We start from the raw sequence: 16,845 nt of genomic DNA, 5'->3' as shown, positions 1-16,845 counted from the left end.
TTTCGGGCCTGATCGGGAGCCTTATCGGGCGTAGTAGTTCGGAGCTTCGACAGTCATCGTGATGTCATGCGGGTGGCTCTCCTTGAGCCCGGCCGCGGTGATCTGCACGAACTGCGCCTGCTGGAGATGCTCGATGGTGTCCGAACCCGTGTAGCCCATCGCGGCGCGCAACCCGCCGGTCAGCTGATGGATCACCGTGGACAGCGGTCCGCGGAACGGCACCCGGCCCTCGATGCCCTCGGGCACCAGCTTGTCCTCGGAGAGCACATCGTCCTGGAAGTAGCGGTCCTTGGAGAAGCTCTTCTGCGGTCCGCGGGTCTGCATGGCACCCAGCGAGCCCATCCCGCGGTAGCTCTTGAACTGTTTGCCGTTGACGAAGATCAGATCGCCCGGGGATTCCGCCGTGCCGGCGAGCAGGGATCCGAGCATGGCGGTGGAGGCGCCGGCGGCCAGCGCCTTGGCGATATCGCCGGAGTACTGCAGGCCACCGTCGGCGATGACGGGCACACCCTTGCGCGAGCAGGCGGCGACGGCTTCCAGGATGGCGGTGATCTGGGGCGCCCCGACGCCGGCGACGACGCGCGTGGTGCAGATCGAGCCGGGGCCGACGCCGACCTTGACCGCGTCGGCGCCCGCATCGCACAACGCGGCCGCGGCGGCGCGTGTCGCGACGTTGCCGCCGACCACATCGACCCGCTCACCGACGGCAGCCTTGAGCCGGCTCACCATGTCGAGCACCAGCCTGTTGTGTGCGTGCGCGGTGTCGACGATCAGCACATCGACACCGGCGTCGGCCAGAGTCATGGCGCGTGTCCAGGCGTCGTCGCCGATACCGACGGCGGCGCCGACGAGCAGCCGCCCGTCGCTGTCCTTGGTCGAGAGCGGGAACTGCTCGGTCTTGACGAAATCCTTGACCGTGATCAGTCCGGTCAGCTTGCCGTTGCCGTCGACGATCGGCAGCTTCTCGATCTTGTGCCTGCGCAGCAGCCCCAGCGCGGCCTCGGCCGAGACCCCGGCGTGGGCGGTGATCAGCGGCGCCTTGGTCATCACCTCCGAGACGGGCTTGGACTGGTCCACCTCGAAGCGCATGTCCCGGTTGGTGATGATCCCGACCAGTGCGCCCGCCGAATCGACCACGGGCAGACCGGAGATGCGGAAGCGCGCGCACATGGCGTCGACCTCGGCGAGGGTGTTGTCCGGCGAGCAGGTCACCGGGTCGGTGACCATGCCTGCCTCGGACCGTTTGACGGTCTCGACCTGTCCGGCCTGCTCGGCGATCGACAGATTGCGATGCAACACGCCCATACCGCCGGCGCGCGCCATCGCGATGGCCATCCGCGACTCGGTGACGGTGTCCATTGCCGAGCTGACCAGCGGCACCCGCAACCGGATGCGCTTGGTGAGCTGACTGGACGTGTCGACATTGGCGGGCACGACATCGGACGCGGCCGGTAACAGCAGCACGTCATCGAAGGTGAGGCCCAGCATGGCGATCTTGGTCGGATCGTCACCGCCGGTAGGGACCGGTAAGGCGAGCGGGACGCTGCTTTCAGCGATCGACATGGGTGGAGCCTCCACTAGCAACAGTCGTGAATCTAAGAGGCCATCCTATCGGCAATGACCTGGAGACTCGGCCCGGGCGCGGCACGCCGCGCAACCGGTGGCGCGAAGCCAGCGCGGCTGCGTAGGCTAGATCCGTGCGTGATGACCTCCCGCCGGGCCTGCCACCTGACCCGTTCGCCGATGACCCGTCCGATCCTTCGGCGGCTCTTGATGCGATCGAGCCCGGTCTCCCACTCGACCCGCAGGAGCGCAGCGCCGTAGAAGCCGATCTGGCCGATCTTGCGGTATATGAAGCGCTGTTGGCGCACAAGGGCATTCGCGGTCTGGTCGTCTGCTGCGACGATTGCCAGCAGGATCACTATCACGACTGGGACATGCTGCGGGCCAACCTGCTGCAGCTGCTGGTCGACGGCACCGTCCGCCCGCACGAGCCTGCCTATGATCCCGAGCCCGACGCCTACGTCACCTGGGATTACTGCCGCGGCTACGCCGACGCTTCGCTGAACGAGGCGACGACGGAGCACGACGGCTTCCGCTGAAAGGCGGTTATCCGCCCTCGCCGACCGGCACAGTTGTGGTGGTCGTCACGACCGTCGAGGTTGACTGCTCGAGTTCCGTGGTAACCGCCGGTTCCGTGGTCGCCGGCGCCTGAGCGGGCGCTTCCTGCTGTGGCTCCGGTGCGGCGCTCGTCGCCGGCGGTGCCACCGTGGTGCTGGTGGTGGTGACCGTCGTCCTGGTGCTTGTGGTCGGTGCCACCGTGGTCGTCGTGGTAGCCGCCGACGGTGCAGTGGTCGTCGTCGCAGCAGGCGCGGACGTCGTCGAGGACGTGGCCGGCGCGGTGGTGGTCGGCGCACTCGACGGTGCCGGCGACGTGGTGGCGGCGTCCGGCGCGCTGGTCGCGGGCTCGGACGTGCTCCCCTCGGACGGACTCGTGGTGGCCGGGCTCGTCTCGGTGGAGCTGGTGCCGGACGGGCTGGTCTCGGTGGTCGGCCCGGTGGTCGGCCCGGTGGTCTCAGTGGTTGTCGTCGTGGCTGGCACCTCGGGACCCGGCGTGGTGGTAGCGGTGCGGCTCTCCTCGATCACCGGCACCGGAAGCAGGGTCAGCGGGGACGGTGGCAGGACCGGCATCGGCTCACCGGGGGGCGGCAGCGTCGCGGCCGGATTCTGCTCGACGACCTTGTAGGTCAACGCATTCCACTGCTGGATCAGATCCTGCTTCTGTTCGACCGGGCCCACACTCTGCACCGTCGACGACAGCGCGGCGAGCTTCTCCTGGGCCTGGTCCCACTGGCCGTTGTCGACGAGCTGCTGCACTTGCGCCAGCTCGGTCTGGGCGGCCAGCACCACGGCATCGTCGCGGGTGGCGCGCTCTTCGCCGAAGATCATGGTGCGGATGCCGTACAGCCCGTCGCCGGGGCCTGCGGCGAACACCGCGGTGCCGAACCCGCCGAGACAGAGCACGGCGGCGGCCGCGGATCCGACGACGGCCAGCCCGAAGCGGTTTCGGGTCGTCGGGCGGTTGGTGGCGTCGACCAGTGCGGCAGTGGCCTGCGAGGGCGAGACGACATGGTCCATCGGGACGTGCCGGACCTCGTCGCGCCAGCCGGACAGCAGGGCGGCCAGTTCGGCGTCGCCGCGGTCGGTGGAGTACACGGGTTGTTCGCCCGCGAGCGCGTCCAGGAACCGATCGGCGCGGTTGATGTCGTTGAGTGAGGGGTCACCGCCGTTGGCGGTCCAGCGACCGAAATCAGGCATATTCTTCCCCTCCTCCCGCAATCTGTGTCTTGAGTTTGGCCAGTGCGCGGTGCTGGGCGACCCGCACCGCACCGGGTGTGGACCCGACCGCCTCGGCAGTCTCCTCCGCGCTCATCCCGACCACCACACGCAGGATCAGGATCTCGCGCTGTTTCTCGGGCAGGATGGCCAACAGCTTCTCCATCCGAGCCGATGCGTCGGCATCGAGTGCGAGCTGTTCGGGCCCGGCCTCACCGGAGAGTCGCTCCGGCACGTTGTCGGTCGGCTCGGCGCGATTGCGTGCCGACGCCCGGTGCGCGTCGGCGAGCTTGTGCGCAGCAATGCCGTACACAAAGGCCAGGAACGGTCGTCCCTGATCTCTGTAACGCGGCAACGCCGTGATGGCGGCCAAGCACACCTCCTGCGCAATGTCGTCTGCGGACAGACCACTTCGTTCAGCGGACCCGATCCGGGCCCGGCAGTACCGGACGATGATCGGGCGGATGGTCTCCAAGACCACCCTGAGAGCGTCCCTGTCCCCCGCCACAGCATCAGCGACGACTTCATCGAGACGTTCTCCCGAAATGGTCATCGTGGGTGATCTCTCCAGCGTTACGGACGGGACGCAACCGGGCGGGTGCGCCACACAAACATTAACGATCGCAACCGGGTGGAACGGTTCAGTGGCCCGCCCACACGCCGCCGCGGTTTCGGATGGTCTCGGCGGCCAGGTCCCGCGCGGCCGCGATGGCGGCTGCCGATCCGACAGCGCTGTCGATATCGGCGAGCAGGCAACTGACCGCCCAATGCAGCGGGACCAGCCCGAACTCGGCAGTGAGTGTGTAGGCGGCGTCCGCGACGCGACGCGCCGCGTTCAGGTCGCCGGTGCAGCACAGGGCGGCGGCCAGCACCACCTGCGATTTGGCGCGGTGTCGCACCGACCCGAGCGTGTCGGCCTCCTGCACCGCCTGTTCGGCATGACCGATCGCCGCCGGCCCGTCGGCGCACGCCATCGCCAACTCGGCGGATACCCAGTGCCTGCGCACGGATTGCCGGGGTTCGCCGGAGTCGCCGGGGGCGCGCTGCAGCAGCCGGGCAGCGGCGGCCAACCTGCCGATTCCGAGCGCATCGGCCGCCAGCCCGACGAGCGCGTCGGCGCGCGCCTGCGGGTCGGTTCCGGCCGACACCAGCGCGTGACCGTCCCACCGGCGCGCCGTGCGATGCCCCCCGAGCTGTCGCAGGAAGGACGCCCTCGTGCTGTAGGCCAATGCGGTGGTCGGCCCGTCGCAGCGCTGCCGGATGATCTCGTCGAGTTCGGCGAATGCGGTCCCATAGTGACCCTGGCCGCCGGCGGCGACCGCGCGCAGCCATCGCTGCTGTGGATCGTGCGCTTGCGGAAGCGGCCAGAGCTGCGGTTGGGCACCGAAGGCTGCGTCCGTCAGCAGGGCGGAAGGGGTGATCGTCGGGGTCGCCATCGCCTTCGGACGCTATCAATGCGGGCAAAAACGTGACCAATTCGACCTTGGTTAACACTTGATGGTCGCCACGTTACGAACAGATCAACCGGGCGCGAGGTGGCAAACCGGCCGAATTGACGCGAGCAGGGAAAACCGTGGCGGTGGGCGCGAGACAACCGGACGCAAAGCACTCTTCGGATTTCTCGCAAGTGAACATGATGAACGTGACGTAAATTCGCACCCTGCAGTTATGCGTTTGCGCGGTGAGGTCGCCTATTGACGATTTTTCTCCCGCGCTTCTACCTTGTGTTCACGAGCAGTCATCGGCGACACGGACTCGGTTCAGTTCCGCGGATCACGCACTCGCGTGGTCTCGCGAAATGGGTTCGAAGAGAGAGGTTTTGACATGCCACAGCCGCAGCAACTGCCCGGACCCAACGCCGACATCTGGGATTGGCAGATGAAGGGCCACTGCCGAGGCGTCGATTCCTCGATGTTCTTCCATCCCGACGGCGAACGCGGCCGAGCCCGCGCGCAGCGTGAGATGCGGGCCAAGGAACTGTGCCGGACATGCCCGGTGATCACACAGTGCCGCACCCACGCACTGGCCGTCGGCGAGCCCTATGGCATCTGGGGCGGTCTGTCCGAGTCCGAGCGGGAGCTTCTGCTCAAGCGCGGGATGCGCCGGTCGGCCTGAGCCGGCTCAGAAGACCGGCCGCGGCACCAGGACCACCCGCCACCCGTCCGGGTCGGCGAAGGTCAGTGCCCCCACACCTGTCCAATACGGGTTCTCCGGCTCCACGGTTTCATGACCGTTGACGCCCAACCGTTCCACGATGTCGTACATCTCCACCTCGGAATGGAAGTACAGCACCAGCAGGTTGTCCGTTGTCGGTGCCGGACAAGGGCTTCCATCGACATGCGCGGTGAACTCGAGATGCTGATCGGTTCCCGGTAGACCCACCATGACGCCGTCGTAGCCGGTGTGATTCTCGAACCGATACAGCACGGGCAGACCGAGATGTTCGGCATAGAACTGCTCGACCTCGGCGAGTCGGTCGGTGGGACGGGCGAATCGAATCTGAGCGATGGGCACGGACATGCCCACAGTGTGCAACCCCAACAATACTTGAGGTCAACCGCTCCGACTCCGGTCAGATCTCGGTGGGTGCAACACACCCTGTCACCCGTCGTTCAGCGTGCATACGTTGACATCATGAACGTTCTCGCCAAAACGACTGTGCTGGTGGCGATCCTGTTCTCCATGTTGGCGAGCACGGGTTCGGCACATGCCGAACCACCGGATGCCGAACAGCGGATCCGCGACGCGTTCGCGCGCGGTGTCGGCGGGCCGGAGAGTTTCTACGCGCTGCTGGCCGAGGATGTGCACTGGACCGTTGCCAGGGCGCAGAACCCGTCGGTCTACACCTCGCGGCAGGAGTTCCTCGACCGCGGCGCCCGACCCGTTCTGGACCGGCTCACCGGTCCCATCCAGGCGTCCGTGCACGATCTGGTGACCGACGGCGATCGCGTGGTGGCGTTGTGGCGCGGTACCGCCACCGCGGTGGACGGAAAGCCCTATGTCAACGAGTACGCCTGGTCGATGACGATGCGTGGCGGAGAGATCGCCCGGGTGGTGGCCTATCTGGACCTGGTGGCGCTCGACGACCTGATCCGACGGGTGGCGGTGTAACTCCGTCGCCGGACGCACCGATAAACGATTCGTGATGCTTCGCAGCCTGCCCGTCCTCGCCGCCCTGGCCCTGGCCGGCGCCGCCCCGGCGCACGCGCTCCCGCTGCCGGAGTTCTGCGTTCCTGCGTCCGACCACGTCTGCACCGTCCGCCTGGCGTCGGTGACCGCCGACGCCGTGGACGGCACCATCACTGGCGCACCCGTCGGGGGCGGTCCCGCGATCACCCTCACCGGTCCGGGCGAGGTCTACCTGAAGTCCACCGGATTCGTCGACGCGCCCTCGGCCGTGCGCACCTGGGACAGCACCATCGATCAGGTGCGTCCGCTCGACGTCTCGCCGTCGGACCCCAACTGGTACGGCAATGCCAAGGCCAAGGTGTTCCTGCCCCGCACGCTCAACGACCTGGCCACCGGGTTCCCACCCGACACCCTCGTGGTGTCCTTCACCTCCGGCGACGGTGACGCGCCCTATCAGCTGGTGTCTATCCAGCCGACGCTGCGGGTAGGCGATCCGCATTTCGATCGTTGACTCTGCGATCTGGGCGCCGACTACTCGCACGAACGCGCCGTGGACGCAGAGTCGACGTGGCCTTCGCTGAACCGTCCCCCGCAAGCGGGAGGTGCCCCCAGCAAAACTGCCCCAAATCCGAAGATTTGGGGCAGTTTTGGACTGCTCGGGAGAACCTAGTGCGAGTGGCCGTGATGTCCGTGTCCGGCGTGATCCTCTTCCTCGGCCGGCTTCTCGACGACCGCGGTCTCGGTGGTCAGCACCATCCGGCCGACCGACGCCGCGTTGAGCACCGCGGAGCGGGTCACCTTGACCGGGTCGACGATGCCCTCGGCGAGCAGATCACCGTAGGTCAGCGACGCGGCGTTGAAGCCCTGCCCGACGGGCAGTTCGCTGACCTTGTTCACCACGACCGAGCCGTCGAGCCCGGCGTTGGTGGCGATCCAGTACAGCGGGGCCGACAACGCGGAGGAGAAGACCTCCAGGCCGAGCAACTCGTCACCGGTCAGCGAGCCGCGCAGGCCGTCCAGTGCCTTACGTGCCTGCACCAACGCGCTGCCACCACCGGTGACAATGCCCTCTTCGACGGCGGCCTTGGCCGCCGACACTGCGTCCTCGACGGCTTCCTTGCGCTTCTTCAGGTCGGTCTCGGTGGCCGCACCGACCTTGATGACCGCGACGCCGCCGGACAGCTTGGCGAGGCGCTCTTCGAGCTTCTCGCGATCCCAGTCCGAATCGGTGGCCTCGATCTCGCTGCGCAGCTGGGCCTTGCGGCCCTCGATGGCGTCCTGGGTGCCTGCACCGTCGACGATCACGGTGCTGTCCTTGGTCACCACGACGCGACGGGCCGAACCCAGCACGTCCAGGCCGGCCTCGCGCAGCGTCAGACCCACATCGGGGTTGACCACCTGCGCGGAGGTGACGACGGCCAGATCCTCCAGGAACGCCTTGCGGCGATCACCGAAGAACGGCGCCTTCACGGCGACGGCCTTGAGCGTCTTGCGGATGGAGTTGACGACCAGCGTCGACAGCGCCTCCCCCTCGACATCCTCGGCGATGATCAGCAGCGGCTTGCCGGCCTCGGCCACCTTCTCCAGCAGCGGCAGCAGATCGGGCAGCGAGCTGATCTTGTCGCGGTGCAGCAGCACCAGCGCGTCCTCGAGCACCGCTTCCTGTGCGTCGAAGTCGGTGATGAAGTAGGCCGAGATGAAGCCCTTGTCGAACCCGACACCCTCGGTGACCTCGAGCAGCGTCTCCAGGGTGGAGGACTCCTCGACGGTGACCACACCATCGGCACCGACGGTCGTCATGGCCTCGCCGACCAGGTCACCGACCAGCTCGTCGCGCGAGGACACGGTGGCGACCTGGGCGATCGCGGTCTTGTCGCTGACCGGCGTCGCCGCGGCCAGCAGAGCCTCGGACACCGCGTCGGCGGCCTTACCGATCCCGGCGCCGAGCGCGATGGGGTTGGCACCGGCGGCGACGTTGCGCAGGCCGGCCTTGACGATGGCCTGGGCGAGCACGGTCGCGGTGGTGGTGCCGTCACCGGCGACGTCGTTGGTCTTGGTGGCCACCGACTTGACCAGCTGGGCACCCAGGTTCTCGAACGGGTCCTCCAGGTCGATCTCGCGGGCGATGGTGACACCGTCGTTGGTCACGACCGGTCCGCCGAACGCCTTGGCCAGCACCACGTGCCGGCCGCGCGGGCCGAGGGTGACGCGGACGGCATCGGCGAGCTTGTCCACGCCGGCCTCCAGGGCGCGGCGCGCAGTTTCGTTGAATTCAATCTGCTTGCTCATAAATGTCCTTTGATGTGCCGGGGGCAAAGCCGACCGCCCCGGACGTCACCCATCGACGGGGACTTCCGGGGCGGTACACAGCTGCTTACTTGTTGACGACAGCCAGGACGTCACGCGCGGAGAGGATCAGGTACTCCTCGCCGCCGTACTTGATCTCGGTGCCGCCGTACTTGCTGTAGATGACGGTGTCACCCTCGGAAACGTCCAGGGGGATCCGCTTCTCGCCGTCCTCATCCCAGCGGCCGGGGCCAACTGCGACGACGGTGCCTTCCTGCGGCTTTTCCTTGGCGGTGTCCGGGATGACCAGACCGGAAGCGGTCGTGGTCTCGGCCTCGTTGGCCTGAACGAGGATCTTGTCCTCGAGTGGCTTGATGTTGACTGCCACGATTGGAGCCCTCCACTAGGTATCGGAGACCGGGAATGTTCCGGGTCCATGATTTTTAGGTGTTCGGCATGCGTCCGAGCCCTCGCACCGTCGTCGCGGGTGCCGGCGCCGGGTGTGGCCGCGTGCCACCTAGCACTCTATACACGCGAGTGCTAGCACTCAAGGGTGGGATGTGCAGGCGCTACCCCGCAGCGGCCTCTCCAGCTTGCGCGGTCCCGGCCATCGCGAGGACGACGAGCCCGTACGCCACCGCGAATCGGTGCCCCAGCTCACCCGCGACGTTCCCGCGGCCCACCGAGACATCGTGGCCGAGCCGTTCGGCCAGCGCCCGGACCAGCTCGTCATCACCGGCTCCGCCGCCGACCAGCAGCACCGCTGTCGCGTCTGCCCCGACGTCCTGTACGCCGCGCGTGACATTTCCCCCGATGACCAGCCGCTTGGCCGCCAACCGCCAGCTGCGCCACTCCGCGGCCGCCATCGCCGCGGTGAAGGGCAGCAACCCGCTGGGTGCCGCCGTCAACAGCCATCCGGTGGAGCGTCCGTCGATCGGGGTGTCCAGGAACCGGCGGCGTCCGTGCTCGTCCTCGACGAGCTGCACCGTCACCGCGGTCACCGCCTCGGCGCGCTTGGCGTACTCGGCCGCGCTCGTCGAGATGTCCAGCGCGGCGGCGGTCGCCGCGGTCAACAATTGCCCGGCCCCCGGCAGCACCACCCGGTCACCGGCGGCCACCACATCGACGGTGCCGCCACCGACGTCGACGACCACCACATCGGCAGGCAGTCCCGGCGTGGTCAGCGCACCCGCCCGCGCGGCGGCGGCCTCGGAGTCGATCCGGGTGACCGGCACCCCCAGCGCGGCGGCCAGCGCGTCGGCATCGGCAGGCGAGACATCGTCGCCGCCCATCGTCGCCATCACCAGGCTGTCGACGGCGACCGCGCCGCGGCGGACATTGGCCGCTGCGGCGATATCGGCCAGTTGCACGATGTGCACCAGCCCGTCGGGCAGCTCCGGCTCGGAGAGGGGCTCGTCGGCATCGGCCTGGGCATCCAGCGTGACCACCGCGCATACGCTGTCGAACAGCTGGTCGGCCACGGTGCGGGCATCGGCGCGCTCGTCATCGCCGAGGGCGAAGGCATCGGCCAGCCAGAACGGGTCGGTGAGGCGCTGCAGCGGGGACATGCCCTCCCGCACCTCGACCGCGACCAGCGTCGATGCGAGCACCTGCTGCACGTCGACGTCATCGACCACCGGAAGTGCCTTGTTCAGCCGGTTGGAGATCAGCACGGCCTCGTCGTTGGCCGTCAGCACCGCGGCGATATCGCAGCCCGCAGCCACTGCGTCATTCACCAGGGCAGCCACCTCGGCATACCCGAATTCTGCTGCGGCACAGGCAATGACAGATTCACCCGAATCCACCGAGGCCAGCCGATCGACCGGGACCGGCACACCCACGCCCGCGGCGTCACCGGCGGTGGTGGCCGCCGACCGCAACACGATGGCCAGCCGGCCCGTGCGCCGGGCCTGCAGTCGAACCCGTTCCACGGTCGAATGCACCGGCGGTGTCGGCGCGAACGCGGCCCGTTCGACGGTCAGCCCGTGCTTGTCGGCCAGTCGCCGGATCAGTTGCGCCGCACCCTGAATCGCCCGCGGAGAACCCTTCCCGCCGCGGGTCGGCGTCCGCCCACTGGCCACCACGTCGCGATCACGACACAGCACCACCTCGGTGGTGGCGTTGCCGATGTCGACACCGGCCCACACCGTCATCGCAACAGGCCGCGCCGCCGGTAGACGACGGCAGCCTCGCGCACCAGCGCGGCGCACGTCGGGGCATCCTGGGCGGCCAACCGGGCCGCCAGCTCCTCGAGTTCCTCGAACGACGACCGCCCCGGGCGCAGCGCCTCATAGGAGGCCAGCATGTCCTCGGCGGTGAGCGCGGTCATCTCCGCGGCCCGACGCAGGTTGAGCCCGAGTTGCAGCGATCCGCTGTGTTCGGCGTTCTCGGCCTGGCGCAACAGGGTGTCCCGGCTGATCCGGATGTCGTCGAGGACGAGTTCACCGTTGCAGGCGGCCTCGACGGTGACATCGTCGATGCTGCGCCCGGAGTGCGAAAGTGCGGTCATCGGGTGAACTCCATGTCGATGTTGCGGCGACGTTCGCCGCCGTCGAGGGCCAGGCTCTCGGCCCGCTCGATGGCGACCATCGACACCACCTTGGTGTGGTAGCGCGCGGTGATGGCCTCGTCGGTGTAGGCGTTGCGCATCGGTGACGGTGTCGCGCCCTTGGCATGTCTGCCCGCGTTGATACCGATGATCCGGTACATCTCCGGTGAGATCAGCGGGGCCACGCTGAGCAGTTCCAGATTGGCCAGCGGCGGCAGGTCGCGACGGTGGATCAGCGTGGTGCCCTTGGCCTGTAACCCCACCCCGATACCCGATCCGGACAGGCCGGCCGCCGACTTGCCGATCATCCCGAGGTCGATGCTGTCGGCGATGCGCACCACCCGCGGCACGCACTTCTCCTCTTCCAGCCCGGCCAGGATCTGTTCGAGGGCCTCATAGATCGTCATCCCGGACAGCGTGCAGAACAGCTTTGTGCCGAACGCCGGTGACACACCGACCACCACCTCGCGCGGATCGGTGCCGAAGTCCGCCGGTCCGAGGATCCGCAGCCGGTCGGGCTCGGCGAAGGTCGCCTGCTCACGCACCAGGTCGGTCACCGACCGGGCCTGACGCACCGCGTCGATCTGCGCCTGTCGTTCCGGGGTCGGCCGGTAGCCCGTGCCGGGGCCGCGGTAATCGTTCGGATCTTCCAGTGCGGAAAGCACATTCATCTGCTCGTCGAAGATCGCGGCGGTCTGCAGATAGTCACCGTTGACCCGGGCCTTTGCCATGCCCAGCACCCGGTCGGCCAACTCGGTGAATCCGGTCTCGGCGAGCGCGGTGACGATGTCGAGCACCGTCAGACCCGACTGGTCGATCATCCGGGCGGCACTGAGCACCTGCACCCCGTCGGTCTGCGGGAGGTTCTTCGAACCTGCCGCGGCGACAACGGCTTCGACGTGATCATCGTCGAAATCGGCAAGTCCCAGATACTCGAACACCGCGCGGGTGGCCTCGGCGGCCTGGCGGCGCATGGCCTCCAGCGTCGTCGGGTCGCACGATCGCAGGCCGCCGTCCACGCCCCAGTCGCGTTGCATCACCAGGTAGTCGTCGAGGTCGTCGGCGTTGAAGTTGGATGGGCCGAACATGTTGTCGTAGGACACGATCGAGCCGAACCCGGAGAAGATGAAATCCGATCCGGACAACAGGGTCGGCAGCGTGCGACTGGTCCGGCGCATGGTCGACTCGCTCATCAGCGAGTCGTTACCGCTGCACGATTCCAGCCCGCGCAACATGACCATCAGGTTCTCGGCGTGCAACTCCTTGACCCCACCGGGCACCGATGCGGTGATCGCCGCGCCGTCCACGCCACCGTTCTGGACACCCTGGGCGCCGATCCCCTTGGCCAACGCGACACAGCGGGACTCCAGATAGTTCATCGACTTGCCCTCGGCCGCCCCCATCAGCACCTCCGAGCCCGCGCCGCTGGACAACCGCATCTTGATACCGCGCGAGGCGTAGGACGACGTCAGGAACGCCTTGGACCACGGGGTGTCGTCACCATCGGTGAACACCTGCTCGGTGCCGTAGACCGAGACGGTTTCGGCATACGAAACGAGCCCGCGCACACCGAGTTCCAGCTCGCGGGCCTCTTCGACCGAGCACTGGGTCAACGCACCGGGGGCGGGCACCTGCGAGCCGATCAGCAACCCGACGGCCACCGCGGGCGCGTCGTCGAGGACGGGGACGGTGGCCTCCAGCTCGCGGAAGCCGTACACCACCGCGGTCGCCGCGTCGGCGGCGATCAGCAGCGGATCATCGAGCCGATTGGTGACATGCGCCTGGTTGGCCGGGGTGCGTCGGGCGCGCATCTTCATCATGGCCATCTGGATCTCGACCGGATGCAACCCGGCCACCACCCGGGCCATCTTGGCCGGCGTCAGCCCCGAGCACACCGTGAGCACGTCGGCGCGCGGCACGCTGGAATCGACGATGAGGCGGGCGAGTTCGACCTCCGACATCGCCATCGACACCGGCGCCTGGGTGTGGTCGATGGCATAGCGCACGACGAACTCGTCGATGGCGTCGAAATCGGCGGCGGGGGTGGAGTCCATCTCCAGCACGGTGCCGTCGTCGGCGACAATCCAAGACGGTTCCGGGTCGTTGGGCGACAGATGCGAGATCATGCCGAGCGCGGGATCGGGTTCGGCAAAGCCGTCGAGGTTGACGCGCTGCTCATCGAGCAGACGGATGCGTCCGAGCCGGTGGTCCGGCTCCGGTTCGGGGCTGTTCACGATGACCTCTCTCGTCGCGGGGTGGATACAGCATCGGCCAGCGGTGCGGGACGTACAACGGGACGCGGAGAGCTTCCAACAACCTGTGTGAGAAGAACACACCACCGGCGCGGCAGCTGTGACTGGATTACAACAAGATGTTGGAAAGTGATGCAGACCTCTGGCAGACACCCCGTGCGGGTCGCACACTTTCCCCGGACTCGGAGCCGACGAACGCCTGCTCCGTGCGCAGAGGAGGTTCCTTACATGTCCGAAGTGCTCAATACGGGCGACAAACCCGGCGGCGCAACGCCACCGGACAGCCGCGGTCGGCTGCGCGGCAACCTGGGTGTGCCCGCCATCGTGCTCATGGTGGTGGCGGCGGCGGCCCCGTTGTCGACGGTGGGCGGCAACGTCCCGATCGCGATGGTGCTCGGTGACTCGACCGGCATCCCGGTGGCGTTTCTTGTCGCGGGTGTGATCTTTTTGCTGTTCGCCGCGAGCTTCGTGGCGATGTCGAAGTACGTCACCGATACCGGCGCCTTCTACGCCTATATCCAGAAGGGCCTCGGCAAGGCAGCCGGTACCGGAGCGGCGGTACTCGCGCTGCCCGCGTACATGGCGACCCTGCTGGCAGTGGCTGCCTACGACGGCGTCATCCTGGCCGGCCTGCTGGAGATCATCGGTGCACCGGCGGTGCCGTGGTGGGTGCTGACGGGCCTGGTGCTGCTGATCATCGCCTTCCTCGGCTACCGCGATATCGAACTCAGCGCCAAGGTGCTCGGCATCTTCCTAGTGTCCGAGGTCGCGATCCTGGTGGTGCTGGACTTCGTCATCGTCATCCAGGGCGGCGAGAAGGGCATCACCGGTGACTCGTTCACCCCGTCGGGCATCTCCGGCGCGTTCGGCATCGCGCTGCTCTACGCACTGTGGGGCTTCGTCGGAGTCGAGGCCACGGCCGTGTTCCGCGACGAGGCACGCGACCCCGACCGCACGGTGCCGCGTGCCACCTACTGGGCCGTCGGCATCGTCGCCAGCTTCTACGCGTTCTCCAGCTGGGCATTGGTCGAGGGCAACGGTGGTAACGACGCCATCCAGGTGGCCAAGGACGACCCGGACAACTTCATGGTCAACACCGCCGAGAAGTACCTCGGCATGCTCGGCAAGGACTTGACCACACTGTTCTGGTTTGTCAGCGTGTTCGCCTGCGCGCTGGCCTTCCACAACATCTGCTCGCGGTACACCTTCGTGCTCGGCCGCGACAACGTGCTGCCCCGCAAGCTCGGTGAAGTGCACCCGAAGCTGGGATCACCGGCCAATGCCTCGGTCCTGGTGACCGTGGTGTCCATGGTGATCATGGGCGTGTTCGTCCTGCTCGGCCTCGACCCGGTGCTGCAGATCTTCGGACCGCTCGGCGGCCTGGGCATCTGGGGCCTGTCCATCCTCTGGTTGCTGACGACGATCTCGGTGGGCCTGTTCTTCAAGCGCCGCGGCGGTCCCGTGAACATCATCGTGCTGGCGGTCGTCGGGACGATCGCACTCGCCGCCGCGGTGGCTCTGATCGTCGCCAACCTGACCCTGGTGGTCGGCGGGTCGACGACGCTGGCGATCATCTTCGGTATCGCACCGGTGGTGTTCCTCGGCATCGGCGCCGCGCTGAGCGGACGGGCACCCGACGACCTGTCGATTCCGAAGTCCTGATCGCAGGGAGTCCCCTCAGCGCGTCGCGGGTCGCTGATACCGTCGAAATCCGGCGGTATCAGCGGCCCGCCGAGTTCGAGAGGAAACGGGCGACATGTCTGCGGGTGCGCCACTGACCGTGGCAGCGGCGTTGACTATCCCGCCGCTGGATCAGGGCTCGGTGCTCGGCGGGCACCGCGGTCTGATCCGCGAGGTGCTCTGGGTCGACATCATGCACGCGCCCGCCGAAGACTTCGTCCGGCCCGGCGACTTCGTCCTGACGACCGGTACCGACATCCGCCAGCCCGGGGTCCGCGATTTCCTCACCTTCCTGATGTCCTCGCCGGCCGCCGGGGTGGCGCTCGGCGGGCCACCGGACATCGATACCCGGGAGCTGCTGGCCACGCTGGTACCGCTGGCCGACAAGCACGAGTTCCCGCTGGTGATGCTGCCGTGGGAGGTGCCCTTCGCCGACATCCAGCGCCAGCTCCTCCCCCTGGTCACACCCGCCCCGGACGACCGGCCCATCCAGATGGTCATCGGCAGGCGCGAGGACGACGACCCGCGCTGGCCCGAGCACGCGCATACGTTCGCCGACACACTGGCCCGATCGGCGCGCGCCGCCGGGGTCACGTCCAAGACGTCGGTGACCGACGATCTGGTGATGAGTCACTTCTCGGCAGTGTTGCCGGCCTCGACCGGTTCGGCATTGGTCGAAACCGCTTGGCAGGCAAGTGGTCTGCCGGACGGCTTGATCAGCTGGGTGTTGCTGCCGCCTGGGCACGGTCACTCGGTGACCGTCGCCACGGCCTCGGTGCCCGACGCGCCGATCGGACCGCTGCAGTTCGCCGAGGTGCTGCGCCAACACCCGCGCAGCATGGCCACCATCCTGAAAACCCTGCAGCCGCTGATCGATTACGACACGACCCGCCGCGGCCAGCTCGTCCACACACTGGAGATCCTGCTCAACGAGGCCATCAACACCAGCGCCGCGGCGCGGGCATTGTTCTTGAATCGACATTCGCTGCTGTACCGGATCAAGCTGATCGAGGATCTCACCGGATTGTCACTGAAGAACCCGGCCGACCGTTTCCAGTTGGAAGTCAGTGTGCGCGTGCACCAGATCAACGAGGCGCGCGTCGGTTCCCGGCTACCCGAATGACCGTGGATCGATCATCAGGTGATCGGAGACATCACCGAGCATCTCGATATCGACGTGGCGACTGGTGAAGTACCAGCCCTGGGCGTCCCTGGTGAAGGTGTCGGCGTAACGGCCGACGACGATGGGTTGCAGTGCGACGGTGTCGGTCTGCTGCACGACGACGAAGGTCGAACGCGCCCTTGCCGAATCACCATCGATGTCGACGATCGGGTTGAGCACCAGATGCCGGGTGCGGGGGCGGTTGCCATGTTCGGGGAACCGGCGCGTCGTGGCCGCGAACAGCTTGGCGATGGCCTCGGTGCCGGCGACACCCATGAAGTTGCCTCGGCCGAGCAAGGCGCCGACGCCGTCGAAGTCACCGGCGTCGATGAGTTCGGCGTATCGGTAGAGCAATTCGGTGATCTGGTCCCTACTCATCGCCGCCTGATTCCGTCGACGGTGCGCTCAGATCGACCCACCGGCCGTTTTCTCGATCTGGATGCACTCTCGGC

17 protein-coding genes are annotated in these 16,845 nt (G+C 67.6%); 6 read left to right on the top strand and 11 right to left on the bottom strand.

What is annotated here, in order from left to right; genetic code table 11:
* Window positions 1-21: 21 nt before the first annotated feature.
* A complete protein-coding gene (gene guaB / locus G154_RS07635; RefSeq protein ID WP_019510195.1) occupies window positions 22-1,563 on the bottom strand; it encodes an IMP dehydrogenase in 1,542 nt (513 codons plus the stop codon).
* Window positions 1,564-1,697: 134 nt separating this feature from the next.
* On the opposite strand from guaB, the gene G154_RS07630 reads away from it, so the two are divergent.
* A complete protein-coding gene (locus tag G154_RS07630) occupies window positions 1,698-2,102 on the top strand; it encodes a DUF5319 domain-containing protein (RefSeq protein WP_023985376.1) in 405 nt (134 codons plus the stop codon).
* Between the two features lie 7 nt (window positions 2,103-2,109).
* Here the strand turns inward: G154_RS07630 and G154_RS26925 are convergent, their stop codons facing one another.
* The 3 genes from G154_RS26925 to G154_RS07615 form a co-directional block, all read right to left on the bottom strand.
* Window positions 2,110-3,318: an anti-sigma-D factor RsdA gene (locus tag G154_RS26925; RefSeq protein WP_019510198.1), complete on the bottom strand. Its 1,209-nt coding sequence runs from the start codon at window positions 3,316-3,318 to the stop codon at window positions 2,110-2,112.
* Window positions 3,311-3,889, bottom strand: coding sequence for a sigma-70 family RNA polymerase sigma factor (locus tag G154_RS07620; RefSeq protein ID WP_023985375.1), 579 nt, complete (start codon window positions 3,887-3,889; stop codon window positions 3,311-3,313). The genes G154_RS26925 and G154_RS07620 overlap by 8 nt, the downstream gene beginning before the upstream one ends.
* Before the next feature lie 88 nt (window positions 3,890-3,977).
* Window positions 3,978-4,772, bottom strand: a complete 795-nt coding sequence (locus G154_RS07615) for a hypothetical protein (protein ID WP_019510200.1) — start codon at window positions 4,770-4,772, stop codon at window positions 3,978-3,980.
* A 388-nt stretch (window positions 4,773-5,160) separates the two neighbouring features.
* On the opposite strand from G154_RS07615, the gene G154_RS07610 reads away from it, so the two are divergent.
* The gene (locus G154_RS07610; protein WP_019510201.1) at window positions 5,161-5,451 is read left to right on the top strand and encodes a WhiB family transcriptional regulator; all 291 of its coding nucleotides are present in this window, start codon (window positions 5,161-5,163) and stop codon (window positions 5,449-5,451) included.
* A 6-nt stretch (window positions 5,452-5,457) separates the two neighbouring features.
* Here G154_RS07610 and G154_RS07605 read toward each other — a convergent pair whose 3' ends face one another.
* Window positions 5,458-5,856 carry a VOC family protein gene (locus tag G154_RS07605; protein WP_019510202.1) on the bottom strand — a complete coding sequence of 133 codons (399 nt, stop codon included), beginning with the start codon at window positions 5,854-5,856 and terminating at the stop codon, window positions 5,458-5,460.
* A gap of 114 nt (window positions 5,857-5,970) precedes the next feature.
* Between G154_RS07605 and G154_RS07600 the strand changes: the two genes are divergently transcribed.
* Both G154_RS07600 and G154_RS07595 read left to right on the top strand, forming a co-directional pair.
* Window positions 5,971-6,447, top strand: a complete 477-nt coding sequence (locus tag G154_RS07600) for a nuclear transport factor 2 family protein (RefSeq protein WP_019510203.1) — start codon at window positions 5,971-5,973, stop codon at window positions 6,445-6,447.
* A 34-nt stretch (window positions 6,448-6,481) separates the two neighbouring features.
* The gene (locus tag G154_RS07595; protein ID WP_019510204.1) at window positions 6,482-6,976 is read left to right on the top strand and encodes a hypothetical protein; all 495 of its coding nucleotides are present in this window, start codon (window positions 6,482-6,484) and stop codon (window positions 6,974-6,976) included.
* 155 nt (window positions 6,977-7,131) lie between these two features.
* Here the strand turns inward: G154_RS07595 and groL are convergent, their stop codons facing one another.
* The 5 genes from groL to G154_RS07570 form a co-directional block, all read right to left on the bottom strand.
* Window positions 7,132-8,754, bottom strand: coding sequence for a chaperonin GroEL (gene groL / locus G154_RS07590; RefSeq protein WP_019510205.1), 1,623 nt, complete (start codon window positions 8,752-8,754; stop codon window positions 7,132-7,134).
* A gap of 85 nt (window positions 8,755-8,839) precedes the next feature.
* Complete coding sequence (gene groES / locus G154_RS07585) at window positions 8,840-9,142, bottom strand: co-chaperone GroES (RefSeq protein ID WP_023985374.1); 303 nt, start codon at window positions 9,140-9,142, stop codon at window positions 8,840-8,842.
* Between the two features lie 178 nt (window positions 9,143-9,320).
* Window positions 9,321-10,904 carry a diol dehydratase reactivase ATPase-like domain-containing protein gene (locus G154_RS07580; protein ID WP_019510207.1) on the bottom strand — a complete coding sequence of 528 codons (1,584 nt, stop codon included), beginning with the start codon at window positions 10,902-10,904 and terminating at the stop codon, window positions 9,321-9,323.
* Window positions 10,901-11,260 (bottom strand): diol dehydratase small subunit, encoded by a 360-nt coding sequence (locus G154_RS07575; RefSeq protein WP_019510208.1) that lies wholly within the window; start codon window positions 11,258-11,260, stop codon window positions 10,901-10,903. The genes G154_RS07580 and G154_RS07575 overlap by 4 nt, the downstream gene beginning before the upstream one ends.
* On the bottom strand, window positions 11,257-13,533 hold the full coding sequence (locus G154_RS07570) for a propanediol/glycerol family dehydratase large subunit (protein WP_019510209.1): 2,277 nt from the start codon (window positions 13,531-13,533) through the stop codon (window positions 11,257-11,259). The genes G154_RS07575 and G154_RS07570 overlap by 4 nt, the downstream gene beginning before the upstream one ends.
* Window positions 13,534-13,779: 246 nt before the next feature.
* Here G154_RS07570 and G154_RS07565 point away from each other — a divergent pair, with 246 nt between their 5' ends.
* The gene (locus tag G154_RS07565) at window positions 13,780-15,213 is read left to right on the top strand and encodes an APC family permease (protein ID WP_019510210.1); all 1,434 of its coding nucleotides are present in this window, start codon (window positions 13,780-13,782) and stop codon (window positions 15,211-15,213) included.
* 94 nt (window positions 15,214-15,307) lie between these two features.
* Entirely contained in the window at window positions 15,308-16,354 is a 1,047-nt protein-coding gene (locus G154_RS07560; protein ID WP_019510211.1) for a PucR family transcriptional regulator ligand-binding domain-containing protein, read from the top strand.
* Here G154_RS07560 and G154_RS07555 read toward each other — a convergent pair.
* Window positions 16,343-16,771: a nuclear transport factor 2 family protein gene (locus G154_RS07555; protein WP_019510212.1), complete on the bottom strand. Its 429-nt coding sequence runs from the start codon at window positions 16,769-16,771 to the stop codon at window positions 16,343-16,345. The genes G154_RS07560 and G154_RS07555 overlap by 12 nt on opposite strands.
* Between the last annotated feature and the right edge of the window lie 74 nt (window positions 16,772-16,845).

Origin of the sequence: Mycobacterium sp. VKM Ac-1816D, assembly GCF_000416385.1 — a bacterium.
Taxonomy (GTDB): Bacteria; Actinomycetota; Actinomycetes; order Mycobacteriales; family Mycobacteriaceae; genus Mycobacterium; species Mycobacterium neoaurum_A.
This window is presented reverse-complemented; position numbering and strand designations above follow the sequence as displayed.

Coding starts and splice junctions, on each gene's coding strand:
- G154_RS07610 (WP_019510201.1), top strand. CDS start 5,161: ATGCCACAGCCGCAGCAACTGCCCGGACCCAACGCCGACATCTGGGAT.
- G154_RS07575 (WP_019510208.1), bottom strand. CDS start 11,260: ATGACCGCACTTTCGCACTCCGGGCGCAGCATCGACGATGTCACCGTC.
- G154_RS07595 (WP_019510204.1), top strand. CDS start 6,482: ATGCTTCGCAGCCTGCCCGTCCTCGCCGCCCTGGCCCTGGCCGGCGCC.
- G154_RS07605 (WP_019510202.1), bottom strand. CDS start 5,856: ATGTCCGTGCCCATCGCTCAGATTCGATTCGCCCGTCCCACCGACCGA.
- G154_RS07565 (WP_019510210.1), top strand. CDS start 13,780: ATGTCCGAAGTGCTCAATACGGGCGACAAACCCGGCGGCGCAACGCCA.
- guaB (WP_019510195.1), bottom strand. CDS start 1,563: ATGTCGATCGCTGAAAGCAGCGTCCCGCTCGCCTTACCGGTCCCTACC.
- G154_RS07560 (WP_019510211.1), top strand. CDS start 15,308: ATGTCTGCGGGTGCGCCACTGACCGTGGCAGCGGCGTTGACTATCCCG.
- G154_RS07555 (WP_019510212.1), bottom strand. CDS start 16,771: ATGAGTAGGGACCAGATCACCGAATTGCTCTACCGATACGCCGAACTC.
- G154_RS07615 (WP_019510200.1), bottom strand. CDS start 4,772: ATGGCGACCCCGACGATCACCCCTTCCGCCCTGCTGACGGACGCAGCC.
- G154_RS26925 (WP_019510198.1), bottom strand. CDS start 3,318: ATGCCTGATTTCGGTCGCTGGACCGCCAACGGCGGTGACCCCTCACTC.
- G154_RS07620 (WP_023985375.1), bottom strand. CDS start 3,889: ATGACCATTTCGGGAGAACGTCTCGATGAAGTCGTCGCTGATGCTGTG.
- groL (WP_019510205.1), bottom strand. CDS start 8,754: ATGAGCAAGCAGATTGAATTCAACGAAACTGCGCGCCGCGCCCTGGAG.
- G154_RS07580 (WP_019510207.1), bottom strand. CDS start 10,904: ATGACGGTGTGGGCCGGTGTCGACATCGGCAACGCCACCACCGAGGTG.
- G154_RS07600 (WP_019510203.1), top strand. CDS start 5,971: ATGAACGTTCTCGCCAAAACGACTGTGCTGGTGGCGATCCTGTTCTCC.